This window comes from Hahella sp. CCB-MM4 (assembly GCF_002260525.1).
Taxonomy (GTDB): Bacteria; Pseudomonadota; Gammaproteobacteria; order Pseudomonadales; family Oleiphilaceae; genus Hahella.
Genome location: NZ_MRYI01000019.1, coordinates 109,093 through 132,635, shown reverse-complemented (window position 1 = coordinate 132,635; position 23,543 = coordinate 109,093). Strand labels below are relative to the sequence as shown.

Annotated in this window: 23 protein-coding genes; 7 read left to right on the top strand and 16 right to left on the bottom strand. The window is 49.9% G+C overall.

The window, feature by feature from the left end:
• The first annotated feature begins 173 nt into the window (after positions 1 to 173).
• Entirely contained in the window at positions 174 to 1,094 is a 921-nt protein-coding gene (locus BTA51_RS24705) for an ATP-dependent endonuclease (protein WP_210404918.1), read from the top strand.
• A 378-nt stretch (positions 1,095 to 1,472) separates the two neighbouring features.
• Here BTA51_RS24705 and BTA51_RS24700 read toward each other — a convergent pair whose 3' ends face one another.
• The 6 genes from BTA51_RS24700 to mpl all read right to left on the bottom strand — a co-directional run bounded on the left by BTA51_RS24700 (position 1,473) and on the right by mpl (position 7,768).
• Positions 1,473 to 1,829: a YdbL family protein gene (locus BTA51_RS24700; RefSeq protein WP_210404917.1), complete on the bottom strand. Its 357-nt coding sequence runs from the start codon at positions 1,827 to 1,829 to the stop codon at positions 1,473 to 1,475.
• A 56-nt stretch (positions 1,830 to 1,885) separates the two neighbouring features.
• Positions 1,886 to 2,071, bottom strand: coding sequence for a YnbE family lipoprotein (locus BTA51_RS24695; RefSeq protein WP_094711745.1), 186 nt, complete (start codon positions 2,069 to 2,071; stop codon positions 1,886 to 1,888).
• A 133-nt stretch (positions 2,072 to 2,204) separates the two neighbouring features.
• Entirely contained in the window at positions 2,205 to 4,865 is a 2,661-nt protein-coding gene (locus BTA51_RS24690; RefSeq protein WP_094711744.1) for a YdbH domain-containing protein, read from the bottom strand.
• Complete coding sequence (locus BTA51_RS24685) at positions 4,862 to 5,623, bottom strand: ATP-binding protein (RefSeq protein WP_094711743.1); 762 nt, start codon at positions 5,621 to 5,623, stop codon at positions 4,862 to 4,864. The genes BTA51_RS24690 and BTA51_RS24685 overlap by 4 nt, the downstream gene beginning before the upstream one ends.
• A 100-nt stretch (positions 5,624 to 5,723) precedes the next feature.
• Positions 5,724 to 6,398 (bottom strand): flavin prenyltransferase UbiX, encoded by a 675-nt coding sequence (locus BTA51_RS24680; RefSeq protein ID WP_094711742.1) that lies wholly within the window; start codon positions 6,396 to 6,398, stop codon positions 5,724 to 5,726.
• Positions 6,398 to 7,768, bottom strand: coding sequence for a UDP-N-acetylmuramate:L-alanyl-gamma-D-glutamyl-meso-diaminopimelate ligase (mpl, locus tag BTA51_RS24675; RefSeq protein WP_094711741.1), 1,371 nt, complete (start codon positions 7,766 to 7,768; stop codon positions 6,398 to 6,400). Before mpl ends, BTA51_RS24680 begins: the two co-directional genes overlap by 1 nt.
• A 277-nt stretch (positions 7,769 to 8,045) precedes the next feature.
• Here mpl and BTA51_RS24665 point away from each other — a divergent pair, with 277 nt between their 5' ends.
• Both BTA51_RS24665 and BTA51_RS24660 read left to right on the top strand, forming a co-directional pair.
• On the top strand, positions 8,046 to 9,308 hold the full coding sequence (locus BTA51_RS24665; protein ID WP_094711739.1) for a 6-phosphofructokinase: 1,263 nt from the start codon (positions 8,046 to 8,048) through the stop codon (positions 9,306 to 9,308).
• Between the two features lie 257 nt (positions 9,309 to 9,565).
• Positions 9,566 to 10,480 (top strand): alpha/beta fold hydrolase, encoded by a 915-nt coding sequence (locus BTA51_RS24660; protein ID WP_094711738.1) that lies wholly within the window; start codon positions 9,566 to 9,568, stop codon positions 10,478 to 10,480.
• Positions 10,481 to 10,622: 142 nt separating this feature from the next.
• Here the strand turns inward: BTA51_RS24660 and BTA51_RS24655 are convergent, their stop codons facing one another.
• Positions 10,623 to 11,255, bottom strand: a complete 633-nt coding sequence (locus BTA51_RS24655) for a TetR/AcrR family transcriptional regulator (protein WP_094711737.1) — start codon at positions 11,253 to 11,255, stop codon at positions 10,623 to 10,625.
• Between the two features lie 242 nt (positions 11,256 to 11,497).
• Between BTA51_RS24655 and BTA51_RS24650 the strand changes: the two genes are divergently transcribed.
• A complete protein-coding gene (locus BTA51_RS24650) occupies positions 11,498 to 13,333 on the top strand; it encodes a PilZ domain-containing protein (protein WP_094711736.1) in 1,836 nt (611 codons plus the stop codon).
• A gap of 78 nt (positions 13,334 to 13,411) precedes the next feature.
• Here BTA51_RS24650 and BTA51_RS24645 read toward each other — a convergent pair whose 3' ends face one another.
• From BTA51_RS24645 to BTA51_RS24615, 7 genes are all read right to left on the bottom strand, one after another.
• Complete coding sequence (locus BTA51_RS24645; RefSeq protein WP_094711735.1) at positions 13,412 to 14,212, bottom strand: ABC transporter permease; 801 nt, start codon at positions 14,210 to 14,212, stop codon at positions 13,412 to 13,414.
• Positions 14,209 to 15,096 (bottom strand): ABC transporter permease, encoded by an 888-nt coding sequence (locus BTA51_RS24640; protein ID WP_094711734.1) that lies wholly within the window; start codon positions 15,094 to 15,096, stop codon positions 14,209 to 14,211. The genes BTA51_RS24645 and BTA51_RS24640 overlap by 4 nt, the downstream gene beginning before the upstream one ends.
• On the bottom strand, positions 15,089 to 16,171 hold the full coding sequence (locus BTA51_RS24635; protein ID WP_094711733.1) for an ABC transporter ATP-binding protein: 1,083 nt from the start codon (positions 16,169 to 16,171) through the stop codon (positions 15,089 to 15,091). The genes BTA51_RS24640 and BTA51_RS24635 overlap by 8 nt, the downstream gene beginning before the upstream one ends.
• A gap of 131 nt (positions 16,172 to 16,302) precedes the next feature.
• Entirely contained in the window at positions 16,303 to 17,415 is a 1,113-nt protein-coding gene (locus tag BTA51_RS24630) for an extracellular solute-binding protein (protein ID WP_094711732.1), read from the bottom strand.
• A 345-nt stretch (positions 17,416 to 17,760) separates the two neighbouring features.
• Positions 17,761 to 18,135 (bottom strand): RidA family protein, encoded by a 375-nt coding sequence (locus BTA51_RS24625; RefSeq protein ID WP_094711731.1) that lies wholly within the window; start codon positions 18,133 to 18,135, stop codon positions 17,761 to 17,763.
• Positions 18,110 to 18,367 carry a DUF2798 domain-containing protein gene (locus tag BTA51_RS24620; RefSeq protein WP_094711730.1) on the bottom strand — a complete coding sequence of 86 codons (258 nt, stop codon included), beginning with the start codon at positions 18,365 to 18,367 and terminating at the stop codon, positions 18,110 to 18,112. The genes BTA51_RS24625 and BTA51_RS24620 overlap by 26 nt, the downstream gene beginning before the upstream one ends.
• Before the next feature lie 2 nt (positions 18,368 to 18,369).
• On the bottom strand, positions 18,370 to 18,663 hold the full coding sequence (locus BTA51_RS24615; protein WP_094711729.1) for a putative quinol monooxygenase: 294 nt from the start codon (positions 18,661 to 18,663) through the stop codon (positions 18,370 to 18,372).
• A gap of 154 nt (positions 18,664 to 18,817) precedes the next feature.
• On the opposite strand from BTA51_RS24615, the gene BTA51_RS24610 reads away from it, so the two are divergent.
• The gene (locus BTA51_RS24610) at positions 18,818 to 19,708 is read left to right on the top strand and encodes a LysR family transcriptional regulator (protein ID WP_094711728.1); all 891 of its coding nucleotides are present in this window, start codon (positions 18,818 to 18,820) and stop codon (positions 19,706 to 19,708) included.
• Positions 19,709 to 19,724: 16 nt separating this feature from the next.
• Here BTA51_RS24610 and BTA51_RS24605 read toward each other — a convergent pair whose 3' ends face one another.
• Positions 19,725 to 20,654, bottom strand: a complete 930-nt coding sequence (locus BTA51_RS24605; protein ID WP_094711727.1) for a LysR family transcriptional regulator — start codon at positions 20,652 to 20,654, stop codon at positions 19,725 to 19,727.
• A 222-nt stretch (positions 20,655 to 20,876) separates the two neighbouring features.
• Between BTA51_RS24605 and BTA51_RS24600 the strand changes: the two genes are divergently transcribed.
• Together BTA51_RS24600 and BTA51_RS24595 are read left to right on the top strand one after the other, a co-directional pair.
• Positions 20,877 to 21,635, top strand: a complete 759-nt coding sequence (locus tag BTA51_RS24600) for an SDR family NAD(P)-dependent oxidoreductase (protein ID WP_094711726.1) — start codon at positions 20,877 to 20,879, stop codon at positions 21,633 to 21,635.
• A 167-nt stretch (positions 21,636 to 21,802) separates the two neighbouring features.
• A complete protein-coding gene (locus BTA51_RS24595) occupies positions 21,803 to 22,696 on the top strand; it encodes a hypothetical protein (protein ID WP_168188284.1) in 894 nt (297 codons plus the stop codon).
• Positions 22,697 to 22,714: 18 nt separating this feature from the next.
• On the opposite strand, the gene BTA51_RS24590 is transcribed toward BTA51_RS24595, so the two are convergent.
• Entirely contained in the window at positions 22,715 to 23,497 is a 783-nt protein-coding gene (locus tag BTA51_RS24590) for an ABC transporter substrate-binding protein (RefSeq protein ID WP_168188283.1), read from the bottom strand.
• Positions 23,498 to 23,543 lie beyond the last annotated feature (46 nt).

The window sequence follows — 23,543 nt, the reverse complement described above, 5'->3', positions numbered from 1 at the left end:
TTTCCAGTCAGGTCTTTGCCTTCACGCAATGCTTGCAGTGCGGCTTCCATGTCGAAGGTAGGTGTGGTCATAAGTCATCTCTTTTTTGCATAGGATAAAGAAATGACACAGAATTCTGAACACTACCGTTTTTTGCTTTCTACATCACTTTCTCCGCAGACACAGATGGCGATGTGGCTGAGGACGCAATACTGTTGCTGGACGAACCCGGCTTATATTTGCATGCAAAATCGCAGTCAGACTTGCTAACCCATTTTCGAGATGATTTCGGGAACCAAATACTTTACTCCACACATTCACCGTTCATGGTGCCTACTGGCCAATTGGATTCGATCCGAACAGTCAACATCGACGAGAAAACTGGGACCACAGTTACCAACGATCCGAGTGGAGACTCAAGAACCCTATTCCCCATACAAGCAGCACTTGGATACAGTCTCGCCCAGTCGTTGTTTGTTGGGCCCAATAACTTGGTGGTTGAGGGTATTACCGATTATTGGATGCTATCGTCAATCTCAGAATACCTTGCGGACCAAGGCAAAACTGGATTGAGCCCAGAGGTTACGATGACGCCGGCAGGCGGGGCCCAAAAGGTTTCATACATGGTAGCGTTACTCTCATCTGAGGAGCTGAATGTTGTAGTTCTATTGGATGAAGAGAAAGACTCCAAGACCACGCGCGATGACCTCATAAAGTCCAAATTGATCAACGAACGGAATATTGTATTTGTCACCGAAGCCTTTAACGGAAACCCTCCGGGGGAGGCCGATATTGAAGACTTACTAGACCCGAAGTTTTATGAAGGGCTTGTGCGTGAAAGTTACGCGAAGGAGCTAAAAGGTAAAAAACTGGCGCTGAACGACAACATACCTCGAATAGCCAAGCGGGTTGAGTTGGCCCTTGCCGATATAGGAATAGAGTTTCATAAAACGAGACCTACGCGGTTGTTACTGACCAAGATGTCGCGTGATGCGGATGCAGTTGTCACCGAGGAAACGGCAAACAAGTTTGAAAAACTATTCGAATGCATCAACGCTCGATTCCATCAGATCAAGGAGCGCGGCGGAAATAGCCTTACACCTAAAATAGATTAACCTTCAGGAGTACCTCGCGTGAGAGAATACTCAATAGCGAAGGTTTATGTAGAAAGCCATAACAAGTGCAAGCAGGGGTTGAGGCTGTAGAAAAACCTCCCAATTCCGCACTTTTTGCTATGATGGCAACACCCAACAAGGATCTGTTGCCATGCCCAAATTCAAGCCCTACAACTATGACCAGCATTCCATGGTGGTCATCAATTACCAAGACCAACTTCAGCCGGCACCTTTGAATATGGGACGTTAGCCGCCTAGCTGGAAGGGCAAAAACGGGACAGATCTATTTTCCTAATGTCCGCTATGGGTCGATAGCGGACAATCCTGACTTAGATAGGGTCGTACAAGTGCTGTCAGATAAAGTCTGAATAGTACAAATTACTGAATTTCCTTCTTCAGCACCCAGGCTCCAGATGAAGTTTTTACATACTCATTGGGGCCTGCTTTATTGATCAATTTCTTGGCAGCCAGTTCCGCTACTTTATCTGCCGCCACACCATTTTTCTTGCCGATGCGGGCGTATGCGTCTTCCCGCTTACCATTCACTTCCGCAACCAGGGCGTTCACTTCCGAAGAAGGTTTTACAGCTCCAACGTAGCCATCCGCCTGTTCCCCAACCAGGCCTTTAGCCTTGGCCTCATCCAGATCGAGTGCTAAGGCACCTCCGGCAAATAGCAGGGTCACAGCAAGTAATATGGCTTTCAGTTTCATCATGGTTTTCTCAAATCCGTTCATCGCTTTCGCCTTCAATTCTTGGTCTTACACTGTCCGTTGATCTTTATAGCCGTCCATCAGAAGATGGAGTCTTCCTCGTCAAACAGGTTTTCCAGATCTTTCTCGACCTTCACTCGAACCTCATGTTCAATTTTCACATTAAGGTTAATGGTGATGGGCTTGTCGGGAACAGCCACCTCCACTCTCGGCGTACAAGCCGACAGTAAAAGCAGAATAACGACGCCCGGTAGTATTTTTTGCATATTCGATTATTCCCTGGTTTGCGCTTATGCCCTTATAACATAACTTATAAGGATGAATACAAGCTGAATCATGTCTATCAAGTTTATAAGCGCCTGTAGCCGCGCCAGAAAAAATTGACTTAAACAACATAGACTAATGCTGGAGACGTTGCTCAAGTCTTCTGATCAGATAATCAGGCAGCTCGACACTTTTAAGCAATGAAATGATATTGCTTTCAATATTCAGGTTATAGTTCACGGGTCTCCCATTTTGGAAATTACGGTTGGATCCCTTTAATGCGATCCCCAAAAGCAGTTTGCCTCCCGTTTGATAATCCACACTACTGGTCAGCGACTGGTATCGAAAATCCTGCAAAGCATCAACGGCAAATAATACCGCCTGGTTTTCTCCTGCCATTACCCGCCAGCGAGGGACATCTTTCAATTTAATGGTTCCCGGTTCCTGCGCTGCGACTTGTCCTCCAGAGATCACAAATTGTCCCTGCTTGACACTGATCGGCAAAAAACCGGCAATTCTACCAGTCGCCTCAACGTTCTCATTTTCTACCGCCACCAACTGGCTGAGATCCATATCTTTCACTTCCAACGGCAAATATGACTCTTTCATTGGGCATCCCAATGGGGCTTTCTGCAGCAGTTTCAGACTTCCACCAAAGGTTTCCAGCCGGGCTGACAGCAGTTCAAGATCACAAACCAGCTGGGCCTCCCAATTCACCTTACCCTGCAGACTGGCACTGATATTTTTCATCGGCACAGAGACCAGAGCAGACGCAGCTTCGGCCTCTACGGGAGAGGTAAACCTCAACTCGCTTTCCGTGTACTGAACTTCCGTTTTTAGCTTCATCCCTTTCACGTAACGGGGCTCCGCTTCCACTCCCCACTCATTGAGTTCCAACCGGGTTCGTCCCTGGAGCATGGGCGTACGACGCTGATCAATATTCACAAAGCTGGTACTGTCGAGTCGCCCCGTATGAATCATCAAGTCCTTGCTCAGGTCAGGAATCCAGGATCTGATCCAGGCAATATTCTTAAGCTCTCCGCCGCCCTGCGCCGATACCCAGCCTTTCCGTGAACTCAGGTCAAAGTCAGCCTCAACGGCCTGCTCCAATCCGAATCCCTTCAATGTTCCCGGATCGATATGAAGTTTGTTGCGCGAATACTTAACCGGTGCTTTCAGCTCCACTCCGGCGGACTCCCTTCCATGCAACAGAGAAATATTCAAATCAAGGTTGCTTTGTACCTCAGCAATCTGACCATCATTGAGAGCTAGGGAGAAATTTTTCAACTGAGCCGATCCATCCACCACTAGATTTTCTTTTGTTTGTTGTTTTTCTTCTGTCTGTGACTTTTCTTCTGTTTGTGGATTTCTTTCTGCAGATAGCTTTCTATCCGACGAACCATTCGAGCCGCCATCTGGAAGAGCCCATGATTGCCAACGCAGAACAGGGGTAGACAGGCTACTGATACGAAGTTCCTTCTGAAAATCCACTTGGAATTGGCCAGTCAGATCAAGCGTTTTTGGGAGACGAGGTGCCGGGAGAGTTTCGGGCTGTTTTAGCGACAGGGCCAGATCAACCCCCAAACTTTCTGTGGTCGAAGCATTTATGGCGGCCTGAGTGTTTAGCGACATCCTCCCAGGGACTGGTACAGAGGCAAACTGTAATGGAAGCTTTTGTAGACAGGAACGACTCACAGGAATGTCACACTCGATGCCCTCCTGCAATGACAACTCCCAATCCCGTCCCACAGCATCCACCGGCAGAATATCGGGAGCCATCTGTATTTCCGGAGACAGCTGAAGACTCATTTTCAATGGCGCCAAGTGAATATGTTCGGGTGTCTTCAGTCCATTTAGTGTTACCTGTTGCGTCCCCTCCAACGTTGCTACGGGCTGGCTCGATTGAGCCAGTAGGTGATTATTTACCGAGAGCTCCCATGGTGAGGTGAACAACACATCAGGAACATGAAATTGAAACTCACCCTTTGACAGCAAGGTCTCAAAATATCGTTTCAAAGGTAGATCTGGTTGAACAAAGATGGCCAGCGTGGGCACATCCACAAAATGAGAACCCTGAAACTGCCAGAATCCATCTCCCTCCAGTTGCCCGTCCAGTGCAACCTGGGCATTGGCAAAGGCTGCAGATGCCTGAATGCGATCTGGATTTGTCCAATTTATTTCCGTATGGATTGCCTGACCGACATATGAAGAATCCACAGCCAAAGCCATACCTTCTCCATTACGCCTGATTTCGGCACTTATGGGCTCCTCCCATAATTTAGCCACCGGCTCCTCGACAGACGCAGATCCATCCTCGAACTGGCTATTGGGACGGGACAGGACAATTGACTTAACCGAAAGGGATACAAAAGGGACCCGTTGATAAAGCATCTGCAATAACGCTGAGATCGCCACGGGAGTTGGCTCGGCGGAAGTCTCGGATTCTTTGAGCACAATATTCAACTGCTCAATTCGAGCCGAAAGGGCATGCTCAACATTCTCACAACACTTCCAGCCAAGCACCAGATTCGTTACCCGAAAACTGTTTCCTTCCAGCTCAAGACGCACATCGCGTATCAGCCAGCCTCCCCAGCCCGGACGGCCAAGATCAAGGTGAACAATCTTGACTCCCGCACGGGACGCAAGATCTTCAGCCACAGGAGGCAACCAATGAGGTGCAGACCACCAGCTGGCCACCAGCAACAGGCTGATGGCCACCAACACTGCCAGCACCAGCAGGCGCCAGCGTCTGGATTTAACAGGATGTTTTTCTGAGGCGGGCTCTGATTCGCTCACTTTTCAACGCTGTTTTTGTAGAACTGGTAGGCCGCTCTTCCGCTGCGCCCCCCTCGTTGCAACGCAAACTGGATTGCCTTGCGATGCAGCTCATTTCGGTCACCGGAGAAACTCTTGAAATAATGATCAATGATTTCCAGATAGCGATCCTGATTGAACGGATAAAAGGAAATCCACAACCCGAATCGGTCAGACAGAGAAATCTTTTCCTCTATCGCTTCTCCATGATGGATTTCAGTTTCCACCACCTGGGAGGTCAGATTCTCCGACATATATTCAGGCATTAAATGTCGCCGGTTAGACGTCGCGTAAATCAACACATTATCCGGCGGGGATTCGATGGAGCCCTCCAGAACGCTTTTGAGTGCTTTGTAGGTTTTCTCACCGGCCTCAAAAGAGAGATCGTCACAATACACAATAAACCGTTGAGGCTGATCACGAATTTCATCAACGATTTCGGGCAGGTAGACCAGATCATCCTTATCCACTTCCACAATCCGCAGCCCCTGATCAAAGTATTCATTGAGAAGACCTTTGATCAGTGAGGATTTACCTGTACCACGGGACCCCCACAGCAACACGTTATTGGCCGGTAGTCCGGCAATAAATTTTTCCGTATTGCGCACCAGGGTATGCTTCTGATCGTCAATTCCCAGCAGCTGATCCAGTCGAATAGGATCAATGGTCCGCACAGCCCGTAAAGAGCCCTTCAACTGCCGCCAGATCGCGGCCGGAGTTTCATTCCAGTTAATACTCATTTTCTATGATTTTCCTACAGCGCCGGCTCACGTTTTAGGTATGCATCAGCTTTCCGGCATACATCAGGTTTCCTGACATACACCAATGCTCGGAGACACGTCAAAATTCGGGGATACCATTATCACTCTCGGGAGTCGAACCATCGCGTCCCCATTTCGGCATCAATGACTGCTCTACCCCCAGATGGCTGAGAATCCGGGCCACAATAAAATCCACCATATCTTCCACAGACTGAGGCTTATGATAAAAGCCCGGTGCCGCCGGTAAGATCACCGCGCCCATGCGGGAAAGCTTCAACATATTCTCCAAATGGATGGTGGAAAACGGTGCTTCTCTGGGTACCAGGATCAGTTTTTTCTGTTCCTTCAATACCACATCCGCGGCCCGCTCAATAAGATTGTTACTGGCTCCGGTAGCAATCGCCGACAACGTCCCGGTGCTACACGGACACACGACCATATGCTCAGGAGATCCGGAGCCAGAGGCCACCGGTGCCATCCAGTCTTCCTTGCCAAAAACCCGAATCTGATCGACTGTAGCGCCGAGTTTGTCAGTCAGCACCGTCTGCAGCTTCGCCGCCTGGGCAGGCAGTTTCAGGTCAGCTTCCGTGGCCGCGACAACATGAGCCGCCTTGGAAATCATGACAAACACCTGATAGTTCGCCTTTACCAACACTTCCAGCAGACGATAACCGTATTGAAAACCAGATGCGCCGGTGATGGCCAGCGTAAAGGTTCCTTTGAAATCTTGTGAAGGTTGCTCAACCTCACCCATCAGGACATCTCCGTGGTCTGCTCAAGACGCTTTTTCATACGTCCGGGCAGTCCCTGAAATCCACCATTGCTCATGAGCACGATATGGGCAGGTCCGGTCACAGAGGAAAGTACTTGTTCAATGGCATCCACATCATGCAGAACCTGATGCTTGCCGGCATTTGCTGCCACCGCCTGATCCAGCCAATCATAATGCTCGAAGTTGGCCCAGATCACGTGATCCGCCAGCTCCGCTGAATCCAGCAAGGTATCCTTGTGAACTCCCATTTTCATGGTATTCGAGCGAGGTTCGATAATCGCCCAGATGGGAGTTTTTCCCACCCGGTTACGTAGCCCTTCCAGCGTGGTGCGTATGGCGGTGGGATGGTGGGCAAAATCATCGTAAGCCACAACGCCTCCCGATTCGCCCAGCTTTTCCAGACGACGTTTGACTCCCGGGAATTCATTCAGCGCCTGGATACCATTCTGCGGTTTTACCCCGATATGACGTGCTGCCAGTAACGCCGCCAGAGCATTCTGCACATTATGGAGACCGGTCATATTCCACTCGACGGTGCCAACGATCTCCCCTTTCAAATGAACACTGAAGCGACTCCCGTCTGGTTCCAGGCACTGGGCAGACAAATCCGCTTCTGGATCATTCAACGCATAAACGACTCTTGGACTCCAAACGCCACGGGCCAGTGTCTCTTCAATGGCATTCACTCCTTTGGGAGAAATAATGACCCCCTGGCTCGGCACGGTTCTGACCACATGATGAAACTGGGTCTGTATTGCCTTCAGGTCATCAAAGATGTCCGCATGGTCAAATTCAAGGTTATTGATAATCAATGTCCGGGGACGGTAATGGACGAACTTGGAACGTTTATCAAAAAACGCACTGTCATATTCATCCGCCTCAATCACAAAAAACGATGTGTCTCCCAGTCTTGCCGATGCACCAAAGCCTAAAGGTACACCACCGACCAGAAAACCGGGGGCCAGTCCGCACTGATCCAGAATCCAGGCCAGCATCGACGTGGTCGTGGTCTTACCGTGAGTACCTGCCACCGCCAGCACCCAACGTTCCTGCAAAACATGCTCGGACAGCCACTGCGGCCCGCTGGTGTATCGAATACCTTTATTGAGGACATACTCCACCAAGGGATTTCCCCGGCTCATGGCGTTACCGATAATGACCAGATCCGGCATCGGGTCCAGATGAGAAGGTTCGTAACCCTCTCTAAGTTCAATTCCCTGGGCCATCAATTGGGTGCTCATGGGGGGATAGACATGCTGGTCGGAGCCGGTCACCTTGTAACCCAGTTCCTTGGCCAGCAGGGCAAGACTGCCCATGAATGTACCGCAAATACCTAAAATATGAATATGCATGATGGTTTCTTAAAATTGATGGCTTAATGGCTAAAATACTAATGGATGCTTTGACATTATTACTGAGGGGATGGGCTGATGCCAGCCGGATACTGACAAAATCAATCAGTTGCACCCATATCCTGCAGTATTATGATAAGACGACCGGGCATTCCGGGATAAGTCGACTGGGTATTCCGGCAAAATTGCGCGATTCCCGACATGAAAACAGGGTCATTTTCGCGTATGATGCGCCCGCAATTCGTACTGAGCCAGTATTACAAGAGGCCCTAGCAACATGACGGTAAAAAACGCGTTCTATGCCCAGTCCGGCGGTGTGACCTCGGTCATCAATGCTTCAGCCTGCGGGGTCATCGAAGCAGCGCGGCAACACTCTGACAAAATTGGAACTGTCTATGCGGGCCATAACGGCATTATCGGGGCTCTTCGCGAAGAGTTGATCGATACCAGCCTGGAAAGCCAGGAGGATATTGCCGCTCTTAAATTTACGCCCGGCGGAGCGTTCGGCTCCTGTCGCTACAAACTTAAAGATATTCAAACCCAAAAGGCGGAGTACGAACGCCTTATTGAAGTCTTTAAAGCCCATAATATCGGCTACTTCTTTTACAACGGCGGTGGTGATTCTTCAGACACCGCATATAAAGTCTCTCAGATCAGTGAGACTCTGGGTTACCCGATCACCTGCATCGGTATTCCCAAAACTGTCGACAACGATCTTCCCATTACCGATTGCTGTCCCGGGTTTGGCTCAGTTGCCAAATATGTGGCCACGTCCATTCGCGAGGCGTCGCTGGATATCATTTCCATGTGTGAATCCTCCACCAAGGTATTCGTCATGGAAGTTATGGGACGTCATGCCGGCTGGATAGCCGCGGCAGGCGGCCTGGCCCAGCACGAGGGGCAACCCGCACCACAAATCATCATATTTCCTGAAGTCCCCTTTGATCGGGATAAGTTCCTGAAACGTGTGGATAAAGTCGTCAAACGAGACGGTTATTGCTCTATCGTGGTGTCAGAAGGTGCTCAGTACGAAGACGGCCGTTTTCTCTCTGATGCCGGTATCACGGATGCTTTCGGTCACACCCAGCTCGGCGGTGTCGCGCCTTTTATCGCTAATATGATCAAGTCTGAGCTCGGCTATAAATATCACTGGGCCGTGTCCGACTACCTTCAGCGTTCCGCCAGACACATTTCTTCAAAGACAGATCTGGAACAAGCCTACGCGGTCGGCAAAGCCGCCGTTGAGCTAGCGATTCAGGGCAAGAATGCGCTGATGCCCGTGATTGTTCGGGAACAGGACAGCCCTTATTTGTGGTCCATCGGAGAAGCACCGCTATCCCAGATTGCCAACGTGGAAAAGAAAATGCCGCTGGATTTCATCAGCGAGGATGGTTTCGGCATCACCGAAGCCGCCCGTCGCTATCTGGCACCTCTCATTGAAGGGGAGTCCTATCCGCCGTATAAAAACGGGGTACCGGCTTACGTGAAGCTCAAAAATCAGTTGGTTGAAAAGAAACTTCCCACTGGTTTCAACATCTAAAACCTGTTCCACCGGCCTGCTTCACAAGTCTTCCGTGAAGTGGGCCACCTCCCAGGTGGGCCTCCTGAATACTTTTCAGCAGTACTCCGACAAATCCTTCCTTTGCTCCCGCAGATGCTTCTATGAAGGATGACCAAGCCGGACAGTTCCTTGTTCCTCCCCTGTTCACGGTATCCCTCCACTGTACTCTATGCCCTTCCTCTATTCTCTTGTCCCTTGTCTATACTTAGTTTGTTGTAATTCATTGGAAGTCTTCTATGCCCTGGATTCCTATGCGTGACGGCAAATCCGTCTATGTGCGCGTTGTCGGAAAGGGATCACCGGTAATATTTCTTCATGGTTTCGGAATGCATTCGGGACACTGGCTACCGTTTCTACTGCCACTCTCCCACCGTTACCGTTTCTATCTTCCAGATATGCGAGGCTTTGGCCGGTCGGCGGGAGTTCGTCATAACTCAGAATGTGTGCTGACCAACTATGCAGAAGACCTGCAGGATATGATTGAACACTTTCACTTGAGTGACTTTCCCATGGCCGGTATTTCCATGGGGGCATTTATCGCCATGCAGTATTTCCGTCTGGCACCTGACCATCGGGTACGCGCTTATCTGAATATCGATCAGTCCCCATTTGTTCACCAGGCATCGGACTGGAGCTACGGAATGTTCGGTGCAGACGGCCAGGCTCGTTTTAAGATTCTTGGTGAACTCTATCGGGAGGCCCGGGAGTACTCTCCGGAGACACCTTTTGAAAGCCTTCCCAAATATTTTCAACAGGCATTTCTACATGAACTCAGCGACTTTATCGGATATGCCGTCTCCCGCCCCACCCAAAAGCGTCTGGTAAAACAGCTCTGGAAATTTCCATTTGTCGCCAACTATGTTTTACCGGCCGCCCACTGGCATGCTTACAACACCTGCCTCGGGGCTTACCTGCATCAGGACTACGACATGCGGCCGCTGCTGGAAAACCTGGACATACCGGTATGGGTATTGGCCGGAATGCGCTCAGATATGTATCCGTGGCCAGGACAGAAATTTATCGCAGACCAGTGTGTCCGGGGGCACTTCATTCCGTTTAAGGATAGCGGTCATATGCCGATGTTGGATGAACCCGGAAAGTTTATCCGGGTTGCGAATGCTTTTATTCAGAAGAGTATTGGCATGCTGTAAGAATAGGTATTCAGGCGAGTATCAGTATCAAGCCAAGTCTTAGTATCAAGGCAGGTCTTAGCATCAAGATGAGTGTTGATATTAAGGCACATACTGAAATTAAAGAAAGTATAGGAGGAGACTGAAGTCAGCCCCTAGAGAGTTAATCTCCGTCCCGTTTAAGAACGCCGTGCAAAGCAAGCTTCAGGGAGTCTGTGATCAGGCTGTCATCGTGCTGACGCCCCGTACACTGATACATGCCATCGATCCACAAACTGGCGATTCCATGCACCATCGCCCAGGTGGAATGAGCAATCAAAGAAGCATCCTGATTCGTAAACAGCCCGGCCTGGACACCTTCTTCACAAATCGCCAATATCACCTGGAACGAAGCCTGCCCGGCTTCGGCAAGGTCCGGATATTCCAAAGGACACTCGATGACCGGACCAAACATCAGCTTGTACAGTTCCGGGTTTTGTCGCGCAAATAATATGTATGCCAACCCTGCCTGGATCATTTTTTCCGGCGCATCCCGGCAGTCTCCACAGGCTTTGATGGTAACCCGGTTAAGTTCGTTGTAGCCCTGCGCCGCGATTGCCGCGAGCAATGCATTCTTATCGGAGAAGTGGCGATAGGGTGCGGTCTGGGAAACACCGATCTCGCGAGCCAGAGCCCTCAATGATACTTTGTCCGGCCCCACCTGCTTCAACTGATCCAGGGCCTTTTCTACCAACTCCTGGCGTAGATTTCCGTGGTGATAGCTCTGTTGGGTATCAAGAACTGCTGATTTTTCCAAGGCTCCACCTCATTTAATGAATGACTGCACAAAAGTATAGCACAGCCATGTTTACATTGAACACTTTATGCAAATTACCTGTAACAGAATTGACTCTACTCAAACCGGCAGGTACTGGAAATTCCCACAGTACGTCTATACTTACCATTAGACGTCGGTAGACGGCGGCTATCTCGTACAGCCTTGCTATTCAGCGGTCAGTCAGGGTTTCCATCCGTTTTTGATTATCAGGAACAGAACATATGGACATCCAGTACTTCTGGCACGATGTTGTCCTTGGGCTCCTGTTCATTTTCGGAGTGATCGGGCTCAGGTTCAATCAATGGCCCTCAAGAGAAAAAACTCTGTACTCGGGACCTCCCAAGGAGTACACCCATTTTAGCCGGTTTTCCGCTTTTTATCTGATCTATTCGTGTTCCATTTCCATCGTTGCGTTCTTTCTCAGCTCGATGGGTACCATACTCTTCCAGTTCCTGGAATCCTACGCGGTGGATTTCTACAGCGCCGTTCCCCTGCTCCACGGCATACGCCTGCAGTTTGGCGACAGCAGTATACTGGCTTCAGCGATCATCGTATTCCTGATACTCAAAATCCCTTCTGCGGAAACTTATGAAATCCGCTGGCGAACCTTTCTCCAGCGTGCAGCAAGAATACCCCAGGCGGTATACGAGAAAATCGCCGTTCTTAAGACCACCCCGAATTCGTTCACTCCCCAGGAAAAAGATATCGCACCGGTACTTGCCGAGTTAAAGGAAAAAAACATCCTGCTTGACCGGGTAGCTCCCGGCGACTTCGCCAATGGCGGGGGTGAAGAGCAGTCTGTCCAGCACCTGTACGTCAAAATTGTCTATCTGCTGATGAGGATACAGGCTGAAGCGCCAGATAAACCCAAAGGCCTGGCAAACTTTCTACAGAATCTGGATGACAAGAACCGACGCCTGAGTGAGATCGGCCTGTCACTATCAGCAGGCAACCTGGACGCGCTGGCAGAAAAATCCTACGGAGATGAGTTGTATACACTGCAAGATATCATCTACGAATGTATCGCACGGATGACGATCATCCGTTGTGCCTCTGAAGAAAGTCAGCGCCGCAGCTTTCTCAGATACAACCTCAAACTCCCGTACAAGGATACCCGTCCCAAACTTGAGGGAGTGCTGTGGCTGATGCTGGCAGGCATTGTCGGCCTGTCACTTTTCCTGACCATCAGCTATGAAGTTATCGTCAAACTGTTTGGTATTTCCCAACTGGAAAGAGTCAGTCCGGGATCATTTATGGCCATTCTTTCCTGGGTGAAGTCCAGCGCGGTTCTCTACTTTTCCGCGATCCTGACCGGCATCATGACGGAGAAAATGTTTGAAGAAGACCAATATGAGATTTCAGCCCGCGCCTATGTCTGGTCGTTTACTGTCAGTTACCTGATCGCCTTTATTTATCTGGTCAGTCTGACAGGTCAGCTATCTCCCCAGTTTTATCTGTATTCGCTATCCCCAGCCACGGCTTCCACCCTGGTCGTCTGGAATCTGTTAAATACCCAGTACTTTATCATCGGCAAAGGACGCTGGCAGGCCCCACTCAGAACGGCCACCCATCAGGCCGCGATCCTTGGATCCGTCACCTTGGTCATCTGTCTGGGCCGCTCCATTCTTTTCCCTGGTTCTTCCCTGACGTTTGCCGAAGCTGTTGGCTTTACTCTTTTTGGTGGCGTCATGGGTGGTTCCATGGGATTTATTATCGGATTTATATTTGCCCACGAAATACGAGCACAGTTGGTCTGCCGCAATCGACGCAGCCCTAGAGCCAAATATATTGAGCAGGTTCAGGCGGAGGTGGGGCCCAAAAATATATATGCCGCCACTGAGAATATTTCGATGAGTGGACTGATGCTGACCACCGATGACGATATCGACATCGGCCAGCATATCACCCTGAGGCTTTCCTTTGCCTCTCTGGTGGGACGTGTCGTCTGGCGTACAGGATCGAGACTGGGAGTGTGCTTCGAACACACCGAGCAATCCCTGCAACCGGTTGAAAACTTCATTCGCCGGCAGTTCGGGCCGCAGATGTTATATCGATGACAGCATCCGCTCCCGAACTTTCGCTGTAGCTCTCTTAGCTTCTTAACCTCTTAGTTGCTTAACTTCTCAGCCGCTCAGCTACAGCTTCACGACCCGCACTTCGCTTCGTTTCTTGATCTCGTAGACCACCGCCAACAGCACTGTGGCCAGGATCATCACCAGACCCAGGGCGTTAACTGCCGGAGTCAGGCCGGTACGCACCTTGGAGGCGATATACACCGTCAGGGTCGTGTCATAACCTTTCACGAACAGTGTGGTGTTGTAGTTTTCAAATGATTGCAAAAACGCGATGACGGCCGCCGAAACAATGGCCGGTTTCAGATAGGGCAACAGCACTCTTCTGAAGGTCTGCCAGGAGGTTGCACCAAGACTCTGCGCGGCATGCTCCAAAGTCCTGTCAAAACGTTGCAGGCGTGCGAGTATCATCAACATGACATAAGCCGCAATAAACGTCGTCTGCGCTATTACCGTCAAAACCATACCACCGCTGACCGACAATCCTTTCCAGAAGATCAGTGTTGAAATACCCACGATAACGCCCGGCGTCAACAGCGGAGACATCATCAGAGAATATAGAAAGGATTTACCACGTCCCTGCACTGTAGACAGAAACAACGCACAACACACACCTATGGGCACAGCCACCACAAGAACACCAAAGGCCACAATGACACTGGTGAGCAAGGCGTCCCACATAGCGCCGTCCTGGGCCAGTACGTCAAACCATTTCAGAGTGGCCCCTTTCCATGGGGAGACGGTCGGAAACCGGCTGTCATTGAAGGTGGCAATCCCCATGATAATGAGAGGGGTAAACAGATACAGGAAGAACACGCCGATATAGAAACGCACTCCCCAACGCAGGATAGTTTCTGACTTCATTTCGCGATGTCCCCCAGACCGACTTTAAAAATTTTCATGATCAATGCAATAAACCCAATGCAGAGAATCAGCAGGAGGAAAGCGTAGGCCGCACCCTGGTTCCAGTTACCGCCTTCAAAAAACCAGTTGTAGATAATCTGGGTAAACCAACGGCTGCCGGGTGACCCCAACAGTGCCGGAACAGCATAACTCCCGGCGGCCAGCATGAACGTCATAATACATCCGGTGGCGATACCGGGTTTGGCATGAGGAATAATCACTCGATAATGGGTTCTGATCCATCCGGCCCCCAGGTTACGGGCAGCCTTTATCTGGTTGAGATCAAGACTTTCAATGGCGTTATACAAAGGGAAAATCATAAACAGGATATAGGCATACACCATCCCGATCATGACGCCACCGTCTCCGGACAGAAAACGCACCGGCCGGTCAATCCAGCCCAATGCCAGCAACAAAGCATTCAGCGGGCCTTTATAGGCGAGGATGATATACCAGGAAAATGTCCGCAGAATTTCATTAATCCAGAACGGAATGATCAACAACAGGATACACAATGCTGCCTGCTTGGGCGTTGCAACTTTGGCCAGGTAATAGGCCAGCGGATAACTCACCAGCAGAGTCAGAAAGGTCACCAACACGCTGGACCAGATCGTCTTGAAAAAGATTGAGAGGTGGATGCTGTTATTGAACAGCGTTTCGTAGTTGATCAGAGAGTAGGAGTCCTTGGGTCCTCCGATCTCAGATGGCAACAGATTGGGCCGGAATGAATAATCCACCATCAGTAACTGGGGCAGAATGACCATCCCCAGAAGCCAGATGGCGATCATCGCAATGATACCGGCGGCCAGCCCTCCCCCGAATCGTTCGGCGAGCTGTTTATACATGATCACCTCCGGCAATGATCACTGCGTCCTCAGGCCTGAATGACAGAGTGGTTCGAGCGCCGGGTACCAATGCGTCAGTATACTGCTCAGAGCTGATCTGAACGGACAGACTGCGATCACAATCCGTATTGGCATTCAGAGTCAGATAAGAGCCTTCGAAGTTGATCTCTTCTATTTTCGCCTCAATATGGGCGCTTTGATTGGATTGGTTGATTGAGATCTGCTCCGGGCGGATAAACAAGGTTGCCTGCTCACCAACGCTGATATTCCCCACCTGCTTACCAGGGAATATCCCCAAAGGACCGCAATCAATAACAGCCTGTCCATTATCAACAGACTTCACAGTCCCCTTGAGACCATTGTTCTCGCCAACGAAAGAGGCAGCAAACGCGGTGGCGGGCTCCCGATACAGGGTAATCGGATCTGCCACCTGCTGAAGCTTTCCTGCCGACATCACGGCCACCCGATCTGACATGGTCAGGGCTTCTCCCTGGTCATGGGTGATATAGATAAACGTAATACCGGTTTTACGCTGAATTTCCTTCAGCTCCGCCCGCATGTGCTGTCTTAGCTTAAGGTCCAGCGCCGACAGGGGTTCATCCAGCAGCAACACCTGGGGCTCTACCGCCAATGCACGAGCAATGGCAATACGCTGTTTTTGTCCGCCGGAAAGTTCAGAGACTTTCTTTTTCCCGCTTCCGGACAGTGCGACCAGTTCCAGCAAACGGTCTGAAGCTTTCTTGCGCTCGGCTTTTTTCACCCCACGCACTTCCAGTCCGAATTCAATGTTTTCCGCCACGGTCATCAGTGGAAACAGCGCCAGGTTCTGGAAAATCATGGAGGTCGGCCGTTTATTCGCCGGCACGCTTCTCATATCACGCCCCCCAATGTGGACGGCACCTTCAGTGGGGTCCAGAAACCCGCTGATCATGTTCAGAATAGTGGTTTTACCGCAACCGGATGGTCCCAGGAAACTGAAGAATTCCCCCGATTCGATTTTAAGATCCGTTTTCTGCACTGCAGTAAAATGGCCGAATCGCATGACCACGTTATCAAGATGAACACTGCTATCCATCATCTCCCCCCAATTTACAACTGAATAATTACCCGGTAGCGACAATGTTTAGCGCTCAGTAAGCGTTAAACAGTGGCGCCAGAATATGAAAAGGCTCCTGGGGGACACCCAGGAGCCTGCAAGAGTCGGTATCAGGCAGATAGATATCGATCCTGATACTCATTACGCAGAGCCACATACCATGGCTCCTGAATCGGCCACCACCACAGGTTTTTCAGATCCTGCTCAGTGTAGGATTCCTGGAAGAACTTCTTGGTAGCTTCAGGCAACAGTGCGTCGGCACCTTTGGACGTGGAATTATAACCGGTGGACTTGACGAACATCGCCCCCGCTTCCGGGGTGTAGTACCAGTTAATGAATTCGTAAACCGCATCCACATTATTCGCATTCTTCGGAATCACGAAACCTTCCATCCATGCCAGAGCACCTTCTTTTGGTGCGCGGTAGGCGATGGGTTCACCTTCTTTTTTCAGGTTGAATGCAGTGCTGTCCCAAGTCTGGCCAATGATCGCACCATTGGTTCTGAAGGCACCCTGGGCTTCGTTCTCAGTGGACCAGAACTGGGCGATCATCCCCTTGTGTTCCACGGCGGTTTTCAGGATCACATCGAAGTTGGCACGCATGGCCTTTTCGTTTTTGTAGGAATCCAGCAGTGGATGCGGCAGTTTGCCCTGCTGTTCCAGCCACAGGCCAATCCCGACCAGCGCCGAATGGCCACGTACGGCTACGCCGCCGTTGTGCTCAGGATTCCAGAGATCACCATAGCTCAAATTTTTCGGATCAACTTTGGCATATTCAGTGTGGTAACTGATTGCCTCAGTCCCCCAGTCCGAAGGAGCGAAATAGCGCTTGCCGTCTACCACGCCTCCAACTTCGGAGCCGCTCATGGCGCTGTCAAGACAGCCATCCCATTTGACGCGGGAAGTATCGAGAGGCTGCACCAGATCAAAATCAACGTATCCGGGAACCCTGTCCACCGTCGGCATGATGATATCAAAGCCGGTGCCGTCAGTTGCACGCAGCGAGTTCATCAATTCATCATTAGTTCCATAGGGAGTGAAAGTGGCATTGATACCGGTCTTGGCTTTGAAGTCAGCCAGCATATCTTCGGTGATATAGCCGGCCCAGGCATAGATCCTGAGTTCTTTGGTGGCAGCCAGCGCCTTGTTGATATAGAACGGAGAGGCTGCGGCCGCTCCGGCTAACATGGCGCCTTTAACAAACTGTCTACGAGAAAGGGACATAGTGGCTCCTTTATTTGTGTGTTTTGCCGGCCCTCAGGTTCAATAAACCCAGCAGTTTCAGGCAACCTGCAGCATCTTTTGAGGATCGGCAACGATTCTTTTTGTTCGGTTCAGTAGCAACCGAAACTGTTTTTATTGAATACACATTCAATTTTAAGCATAAAAAAATAACAACTGTCCAGTCATAACCAAATCAGATGTTCGATTTTTTTCGCTGGGGAGAAAATTGGGGAGGGATGATAAAAGCCCCATTTTCCTGGGGCCTAGAAATCATATTAGGATGACATTGAGATGACAGTGTCTGTGGAAAAAACTGAACAAGCTGCCAAAATTCAATCAAGTTTTTTAAATAGCCAGCGTGGCTTCTACCTCAATCAACAGCTCGGGATCAAACAAACTATCCACTTTCACCAGTGAACTCGCCGGCAGGTGAGCACCATAAACGGCAAACAGTGTTTTTCGCAATTCACCCAGGTTTTCCAGTTCCGTCACAAAAATGGTGACTTTGATCAATTGCTCCAATCCACAACCTTCCGCATTGGCGACGGCTTCTATCTGGCGAAAAATTGCACTCGCCTGATGACCGATGGAAGCTTTGTAAGCTTCTGTACCGTATGCCGTCAATCCTGAGAGATATAACGTATCCCGATGCTTGACTGCATGGACATAGGGTCCTGCCGGTTCACCCAGCTCGCTATGGTTGATTCGCTTGAGTGTCATATTCCGCTTCCTTTTTCTTGCTTATCGTCCAGGTGGTTAATAAATGAACCCTGGGGCCAACCAGAAATGATATTACCGCTGCAGCCGGCCAGGCGGTGATAAAGGCGGTTCCCCACTTGAATATAAATCCATCCACCAGTCCCAGGTTGATCCATGTAACCCAGGCCGTCATCAGAATTGACAATGCCAACGACATGAACAGTGCGAAAATCAGTCGGTATTGAAGTGTCATGGCTATTTATCCTCCAGTGCATTGACTCTTTTTACCTCAAGAACCTCTGTCAGGTTGAGGTTGAAATACCGCTTTGTATGAGCGGCATCCATATGTGCCTTAAATCCTTCTTCCCCATTCCAGACTTCCCACAGCCAGAACTCTCCCGGTACATCTGCATCCTCAAATATCCTGAACTCCGCACACCCTTCTTCCTGCCGGGTATGCTGTACCAAATGACTCAGCTCACGGCGGGCAAGCTCAAGACGTTCAGCATCCGAAACCCGGATATGTGCTGTCAGGCAATAGGCATTCATAGGGTTTTCCTTATCTAGTGCATTATCTAGTGCATATTTATCCCGTACATTTTCCTGATGAATTCACACGTCATCATGTACAGACACAGAATACCAATCTATCATTTATGCAAGAATAGCCATTTCAACAAACCTATTTTACATATTTGCAAAGATGCTGGATGAGCTGAAAATTTTCATTATCACCGCGGAGGAAGGTAGCCTCACAGCCGCCGCTGCCAGACTGAATATGACCGTGGCCACGGTATCACGGCGCATCAGCAGCCTTGAAGAGCATTTGAAATGCCGCCTGCTGCACCGCTCCCCGAGGGGATTGTCCATGACTCAGGAAGGACAAACCTACTTTAACGAATGTGCTGAGTTTATCCGTTCTCTCGATCAACGGATGGACAGCCTGAATGACACGCTCAACAGTCTATCCGGCCCCTTAAGAGTTTTAGCTCCTACCAACCTGGCTGTCGGCCCGCTGGATGCCTTCTGGCAACAATTCATCCGACAATACCCGGAAATTGAGCTGTCCGTAGAGTTGAGTAACGACTTCATCGATATCAAACAGGCTCAGGCTGATATTGCTATTCGTATTGGCCAATTACCGGATTCAACACTGGTACAGAAGTTTCTCGGTCACATCAATACTATTCTGGTATCGGCACCACCGGATAGAAATGGTCGCCCGCTACCAGAATCCATTAACGATCTGGAAAACTGGCCGACGGTTGCCACCCATGTTCTCAACCATTGGGAACTCGCTCATGAAGACGGCAGCAAAACTGTTCTGAAAAAGCCTCATCACTATATCTCCAACGATCTGTCGCTGGTCATCAATATTGTAAAGGCAGGTGGCGGCATCACGCTGATGCCGGTCAGTGCAGTATATGAGGATTTACAAGCCGGAAATCTGGTGCGGGTGATGCCCAAATGGCAGGGGCAGGACCGGCATTTCTCACTGGTATGGCCCTATAGGCGCGCCGTTTCAGTAAGAACCAAAGCTTTCATGACTTCCCTCTCCGGTTATTTGCACAGCAAGCCCTGGTTTCATGACTAATCACGCTTAAGCACAGCTATGGTTTGATACGAGCGTCATCCGGACTTTGTTCTATGTACTCTTTGATCAGCTCTGCCAGCCACTCCATAAATATCCGCACACGTTTGGACAAGTTGCGCCGGTGAGGATAGACCAGATACACCGGTATCGGTTCCGCCTGATACTGCTTTAGTACTTCGACCATAGCACCACCGTCGAGATATTTGCGAACACCCACCGCTGGGGATTGAATCATTCCCAATCCCGCCAAACAGGCGTAGCTATATGCTTCGACATTATTAACAGTCACTGCTCCAGGTACTTCTATGGATTGATACTGGCTACCATCCCAGTATTCCCACCCCTCCTTCTTACTTCCCAATACAGGAACATAGTGAACCAACCGGTGTTCGGGTAATTGCTCCAACGATTCAGGTTCACCGTATTCTTCGATATAGCCGGGGCTGACACAGGTCACGATGCGCATTTCCCCCAGAAATCTGGCCACCAGACTGGAGTCGGACATCGCTCCGGCACGAATCACACAATCAAATCCTTCCTGAATAATATCCACCCGACGATCCGTACTGCTGATCTCCAGCTCAATGCCTGGATACTGATCCAACAATGACTTCAGATTGGGTATCACGAGATTCTTGGCCAGCCCGGTAGTCATATCCACCCGGATTCTACCTCCCAGGTGTGCAGGAGATTGCTGGAACATTGACTCCAGTTCATCAAAATCTTCCAGTAGGTCTTTGCCTCTTTGGTAAAATGACGTTCCGTCCTGAGTCAACCTGACCCTGCGCGTCGTCCGATGCAATAACTGAGCACCGACTTGCGTTTCCAGTTGCTGTATCGAGTTGGATACCGTGGCCTTGGGAATATTCATCTCTTCCGCGGCGCGGGTAAAACTTTCCAACTCGGCTACCCGAAGAAATACTCTGATGGCTTCAAATCTGTCCATCGATCATCTCCCCCTGCTGATCCCCTTTGAACATATCCAATTTCTATTTCCTGCCCCACTTACAGCGCCTATTTCCAGCGTCATGTGAAGCGTCCTCAAGCGGCCCATTGTTATCGATTTTCGAACAGTCAAATCATTTTTAGCATATTTATCCAAATTAATCACAACAATAAACTGATCCTGTCGTTGTAATCACCCAACAAATTGACTTGGAGACCCATCATGAGCAGCAAGATCGCAATCGTTACCGGAGGCAGCCGAGGACTTGGAAAAAACACTGCCATTCATCTGGCAGAAAAAGGAAATGACGTCATCCTGACCTATCGCAGCCAGCATGGTGAAGCTGCCGAAGTCGTCTCGCAGATAGAACGGATTGGCCGTAAAGCTGTGGCTATTCAATTGGATGTTGCCGATACCGCCAGCTTCGCATCTTTTGTGGAACGCGTGAAAACCGAACTTCACCAAACCTGGCAGCGGGAGACTTTTGATTACCTGATCAATAACGCGGGTATCGGCATTCATTCTGAAGTCGCGGACGTCACTGAGGAACAATTCGACCAACTGGCAAATGTTCATTTTAAAGGTGTGTTTTTCCTCACACAGAAGTTACTTCCCGTCATAAAAGATGGAGGAAGCATCATCAACATTTCCAGCGGCCTGACCCGCTTTGCCATTCCCGGCTACGGCGCTTATGCCGCAATGAAAGGGGCAGTTGAGATCCTGACCAAATACCTGGCCAAGGAACTTGGTCCCCGAGGTATCACCGTCAATGTCGTCGCCCCCGGCGCAATTGAGACCGATTTCGGTGGAGGTGCGGTACGGGATTCAGAAGATCTCAATCGGTTTATTGCATCACAGACCGCACTGGGCCGAGTCGGATTGCCGGATGATATCGGCGGGGTCATCGCCTCCTTGTTGACGGAAGATAACCGCTGGGTAAACGCCCAGAGATTGGAAGCTTCTGGCGGTATGTTCCTCTAACGCCCAAACCTCCATCGCGTCTATGACATTTAATCCTTCATCACTTATTTTTTATCCCTTAATCTTTAATTACCGGGAGGTTACCGGTCTATCTGACCGGTAATCGTTTCTATTTCAGGACAGGTTGTTGTCGGCGTTCCAATAAGGTTAAATGTCGGCTTTCAGAAATGGATCTATTGCCGTATATGGATGGCGACCTTAACTTTCCCACAAACTCCTGGATGAACCTTTCTGAACAACAGGGTAACGACGACTTTGTAAAGCCTCGCGCTTGCTCTGTCGTACTCAAGTGGACGCTGGTTATCGCCCTGCTCTTGCATATTTTGGCATTGAGCATTCCTTTCAAAACGTCTGACGGCCATGGCACCGATCCAACGAAATCCACCTTGGAAATCGAGCTTGGCTGGGGTTCAGACATGCCGGTCAGCCGACCTGAAACAAGCGAACCGTCCAGCCAAAACACCAACACTGCAAACGTCCGGGTGCAGACTGATTCGTCACCTGCCAAACCTCTTTCTACGATTCAACCTTTAAGTGAACAGAACATTCCTGCCGCTGAAGCATTGCCCTTAGCAGAAGAAAATAATCCTGAGGTTGCATCAACGAATGAAGAGCGCATTGAAGTGCCAACGATCGATCAGCCACCGCCCGCCAACCCACCTTCACTATCATCTTCTCCCTCTTATCCTTCATCGAGCCAAGCGGATCATGAGAGAGCTTCCGAAGAGTCTTTGGGAACCTCGTTACTGGACAATGCCCTGACGATGGCCCGCGAAATCGCGGTGGAAGAAGACAAATCGACTACCGCTCACTTTGATCGGCGTGTAGCCAAAGCCATTGAGGAGGCAAAGATATACAATCAACCCGGCCAATACCCTGACGACCAAATCGTCAGTTACGAGGATCATATGGGTCGGCAGTTTGTCAAAGTAGGGAAAAACAGCTGCTTTGAATTGGTAGACGGCACTGTTGGGCTGCAAGAAGGTAAAGTCTGGTATTTCTCAGACGAGTGCCCTGGCATGAACGACAAACCAACGATTTCATTCGACCGAATAAACTGATTCGCCTCAGTGACAACGCTATTGATAAGCGGAAATAATGGCCTGAATGCTCCCGTCGGCGACACGACGCTCAATCTGCCTATTCATTTTCTCCAGCAGTACCACACATGACGACTCTCGAGACAGGGACAAATGGACGGAATTGACACTCACCGGCGTGGGTAGCACGGAGATACCTTCCCCATAACCAAGTGCTTTGATTTTCAGGTTTCCGCTATACAGAGGAAGAATCATATAGTCCAGACGCCTCTTCATCAGCATCTCAATCATCTGGGTGTGCTGTTTGACCTCATAAATATCGAGATTGGGTTTAAAACTGTCAAACTCCTGACCCAGACTAATTCCGGCAGGAATAACGCCAGCCTTGCCGATCAGGTCAGACAGGCTGGAGTAACTGAATTCTTCCCCTTTTCGAACAAATACATGAACTTTATCGGACGCAAAATCACGGGTGACAGCCCAGCGTTTGGCACGCTGCTCCGTCCAGTAATTCCCCGCCAATAAATCTGCAGTTCCATTGTCCATTTCCAGCTCAATCCGCCGCCATGGAATCCCGACATCGATTTCAACCGACACTCCCAGATCAGCTCCCAGAAGACGTACCACATCGTAAGCAATACCAATAGGCTTGTCCGGTTGATCAGGAGAGGTGTAGGCGAAGGGTATCCATTGATCAGAGCCAACCACCCTGATTTTTTCACATGCGGCAGCAGAGAGTGGAGTCCAGAATCCAATAAACGCCAACCACGCCAGCATGTTTAACACACCAGTCGGCCACATCAGGGAACGAATATTCTGCATAATACGACACTGTATTCTCATCGCTACCAAATAAACGCGATGCAAG

Bases quoted from the DNA above. Each gene is read 5' to 3' on its own strand.
- BTA51_RS24700 (WP_210404917.1), bottom strand. From the start codon at position 1,829: ATGAACGGATTTGAGAAAACCATGATGAAACTGAAAGCCATATTACTT.
- BTA51_RS24695 (WP_094711745.1), bottom strand. From the start codon at position 2,071: ATGCAAAAAATACTACCGGGCGTCGTTATTCTGCTTTTACTGTCGGCT.
- BTA51_RS24685 (WP_094711743.1), bottom strand. From the start codon at position 5,623: ATGAGTATTAACTGGAATGAAACTCCGGCCGCGATCTGGCGGCAGTTG.
- BTA51_RS24680 (WP_094711742.1), bottom strand. From the start codon at position 6,398: ATGGGTGAGGTTGAGCAACCTTCACAAGATTTCAAAGGAACCTTTACG.
- mpl (WP_094711741.1), bottom strand. From the start codon at position 7,768: ATGCATATTCATATTTTAGGTATTTGCGGTACATTCATGGGCAGTCTT.
- BTA51_RS24665 (WP_094711739.1), top strand. From the start codon at position 8,046: ATGACGGTAAAAAACGCGTTCTATGCCCAGTCCGGCGGTGTGACCTCG.
- BTA51_RS24660 (WP_094711738.1), top strand. From the start codon at position 9,566: ATGCCCTGGATTCCTATGCGTGACGGCAAATCCGTCTATGTGCGCGTT.
- BTA51_RS24650 (WP_094711736.1), top strand. From the start codon at position 11,498: ATGGACATCCAGTACTTCTGGCACGATGTTGTCCTTGGGCTCCTGTTC.
- BTA51_RS24645 (WP_094711735.1), bottom strand. From the start codon at position 14,212: ATGAAGTCAGAAACTATCCTGCGTTGGGGAGTGCGTTTCTATATCGGC.
- BTA51_RS24640 (WP_094711734.1), bottom strand. From the start codon at position 15,096: ATGTATAAACAGCTCGCCGAACGATTCGGGGGAGGGCTGGCCGCCGGT.
- BTA51_RS24635 (WP_094711733.1), bottom strand. From the start codon at position 16,171: ATGGATAGCAGTGTTCATCTTGATAACGTGGTCATGCGATTCGGCCAT.
- BTA51_RS24630 (WP_094711732.1), bottom strand. From the start codon at position 17,415: ATGTCCCTTTCTCGTAGACAGTTTGTTAAAGGCGCCATGTTAGCCGGA.
- BTA51_RS24625 (WP_094711731.1), bottom strand. From the start codon at position 18,135: ATGACACTCAAGCGAATCAACCATAGCGAGCTGGGTGAACCGGCAGGA.
- BTA51_RS24620 (WP_094711730.1), bottom strand. From the start codon at position 18,367: ATGACACTTCAATACCGACTGATTTTCGCACTGTTCATGTCGTTGGCA.
- BTA51_RS24615 (WP_094711729.1), bottom strand. From the start codon at position 18,663: ATGAATGCCTATTGCCTGACAGCACATATCCGGGTTTCGGATGCTGAA.
- BTA51_RS24610 (WP_094711728.1), top strand. From the start codon at position 18,818: ATGCTGGATGAGCTGAAAATTTTCATTATCACCGCGGAGGAAGGTAGC.
- BTA51_RS24605 (WP_094711727.1), bottom strand. From the start codon at position 20,654: ATGGACAGATTTGAAGCCATCAGAGTATTTCTTCGGGTAGCCGAGTTG.
- BTA51_RS24600 (WP_094711726.1), top strand. From the start codon at position 20,877: ATGAGCAGCAAGATCGCAATCGTTACCGGAGGCAGCCGAGGACTTGGA.
- BTA51_RS24595 (WP_168188284.1), top strand. From the start codon at position 21,803: ATGGATCTATTGCCGTATATGGATGGCGACCTTAACTTTCCCACAAAC.
- BTA51_RS24590 (WP_168188283.1), bottom strand. From the start codon at position 23,497: ATGCAGAATATTCGTTCCCTGATGTGGCCGACTGGTGTGTTAAACATG.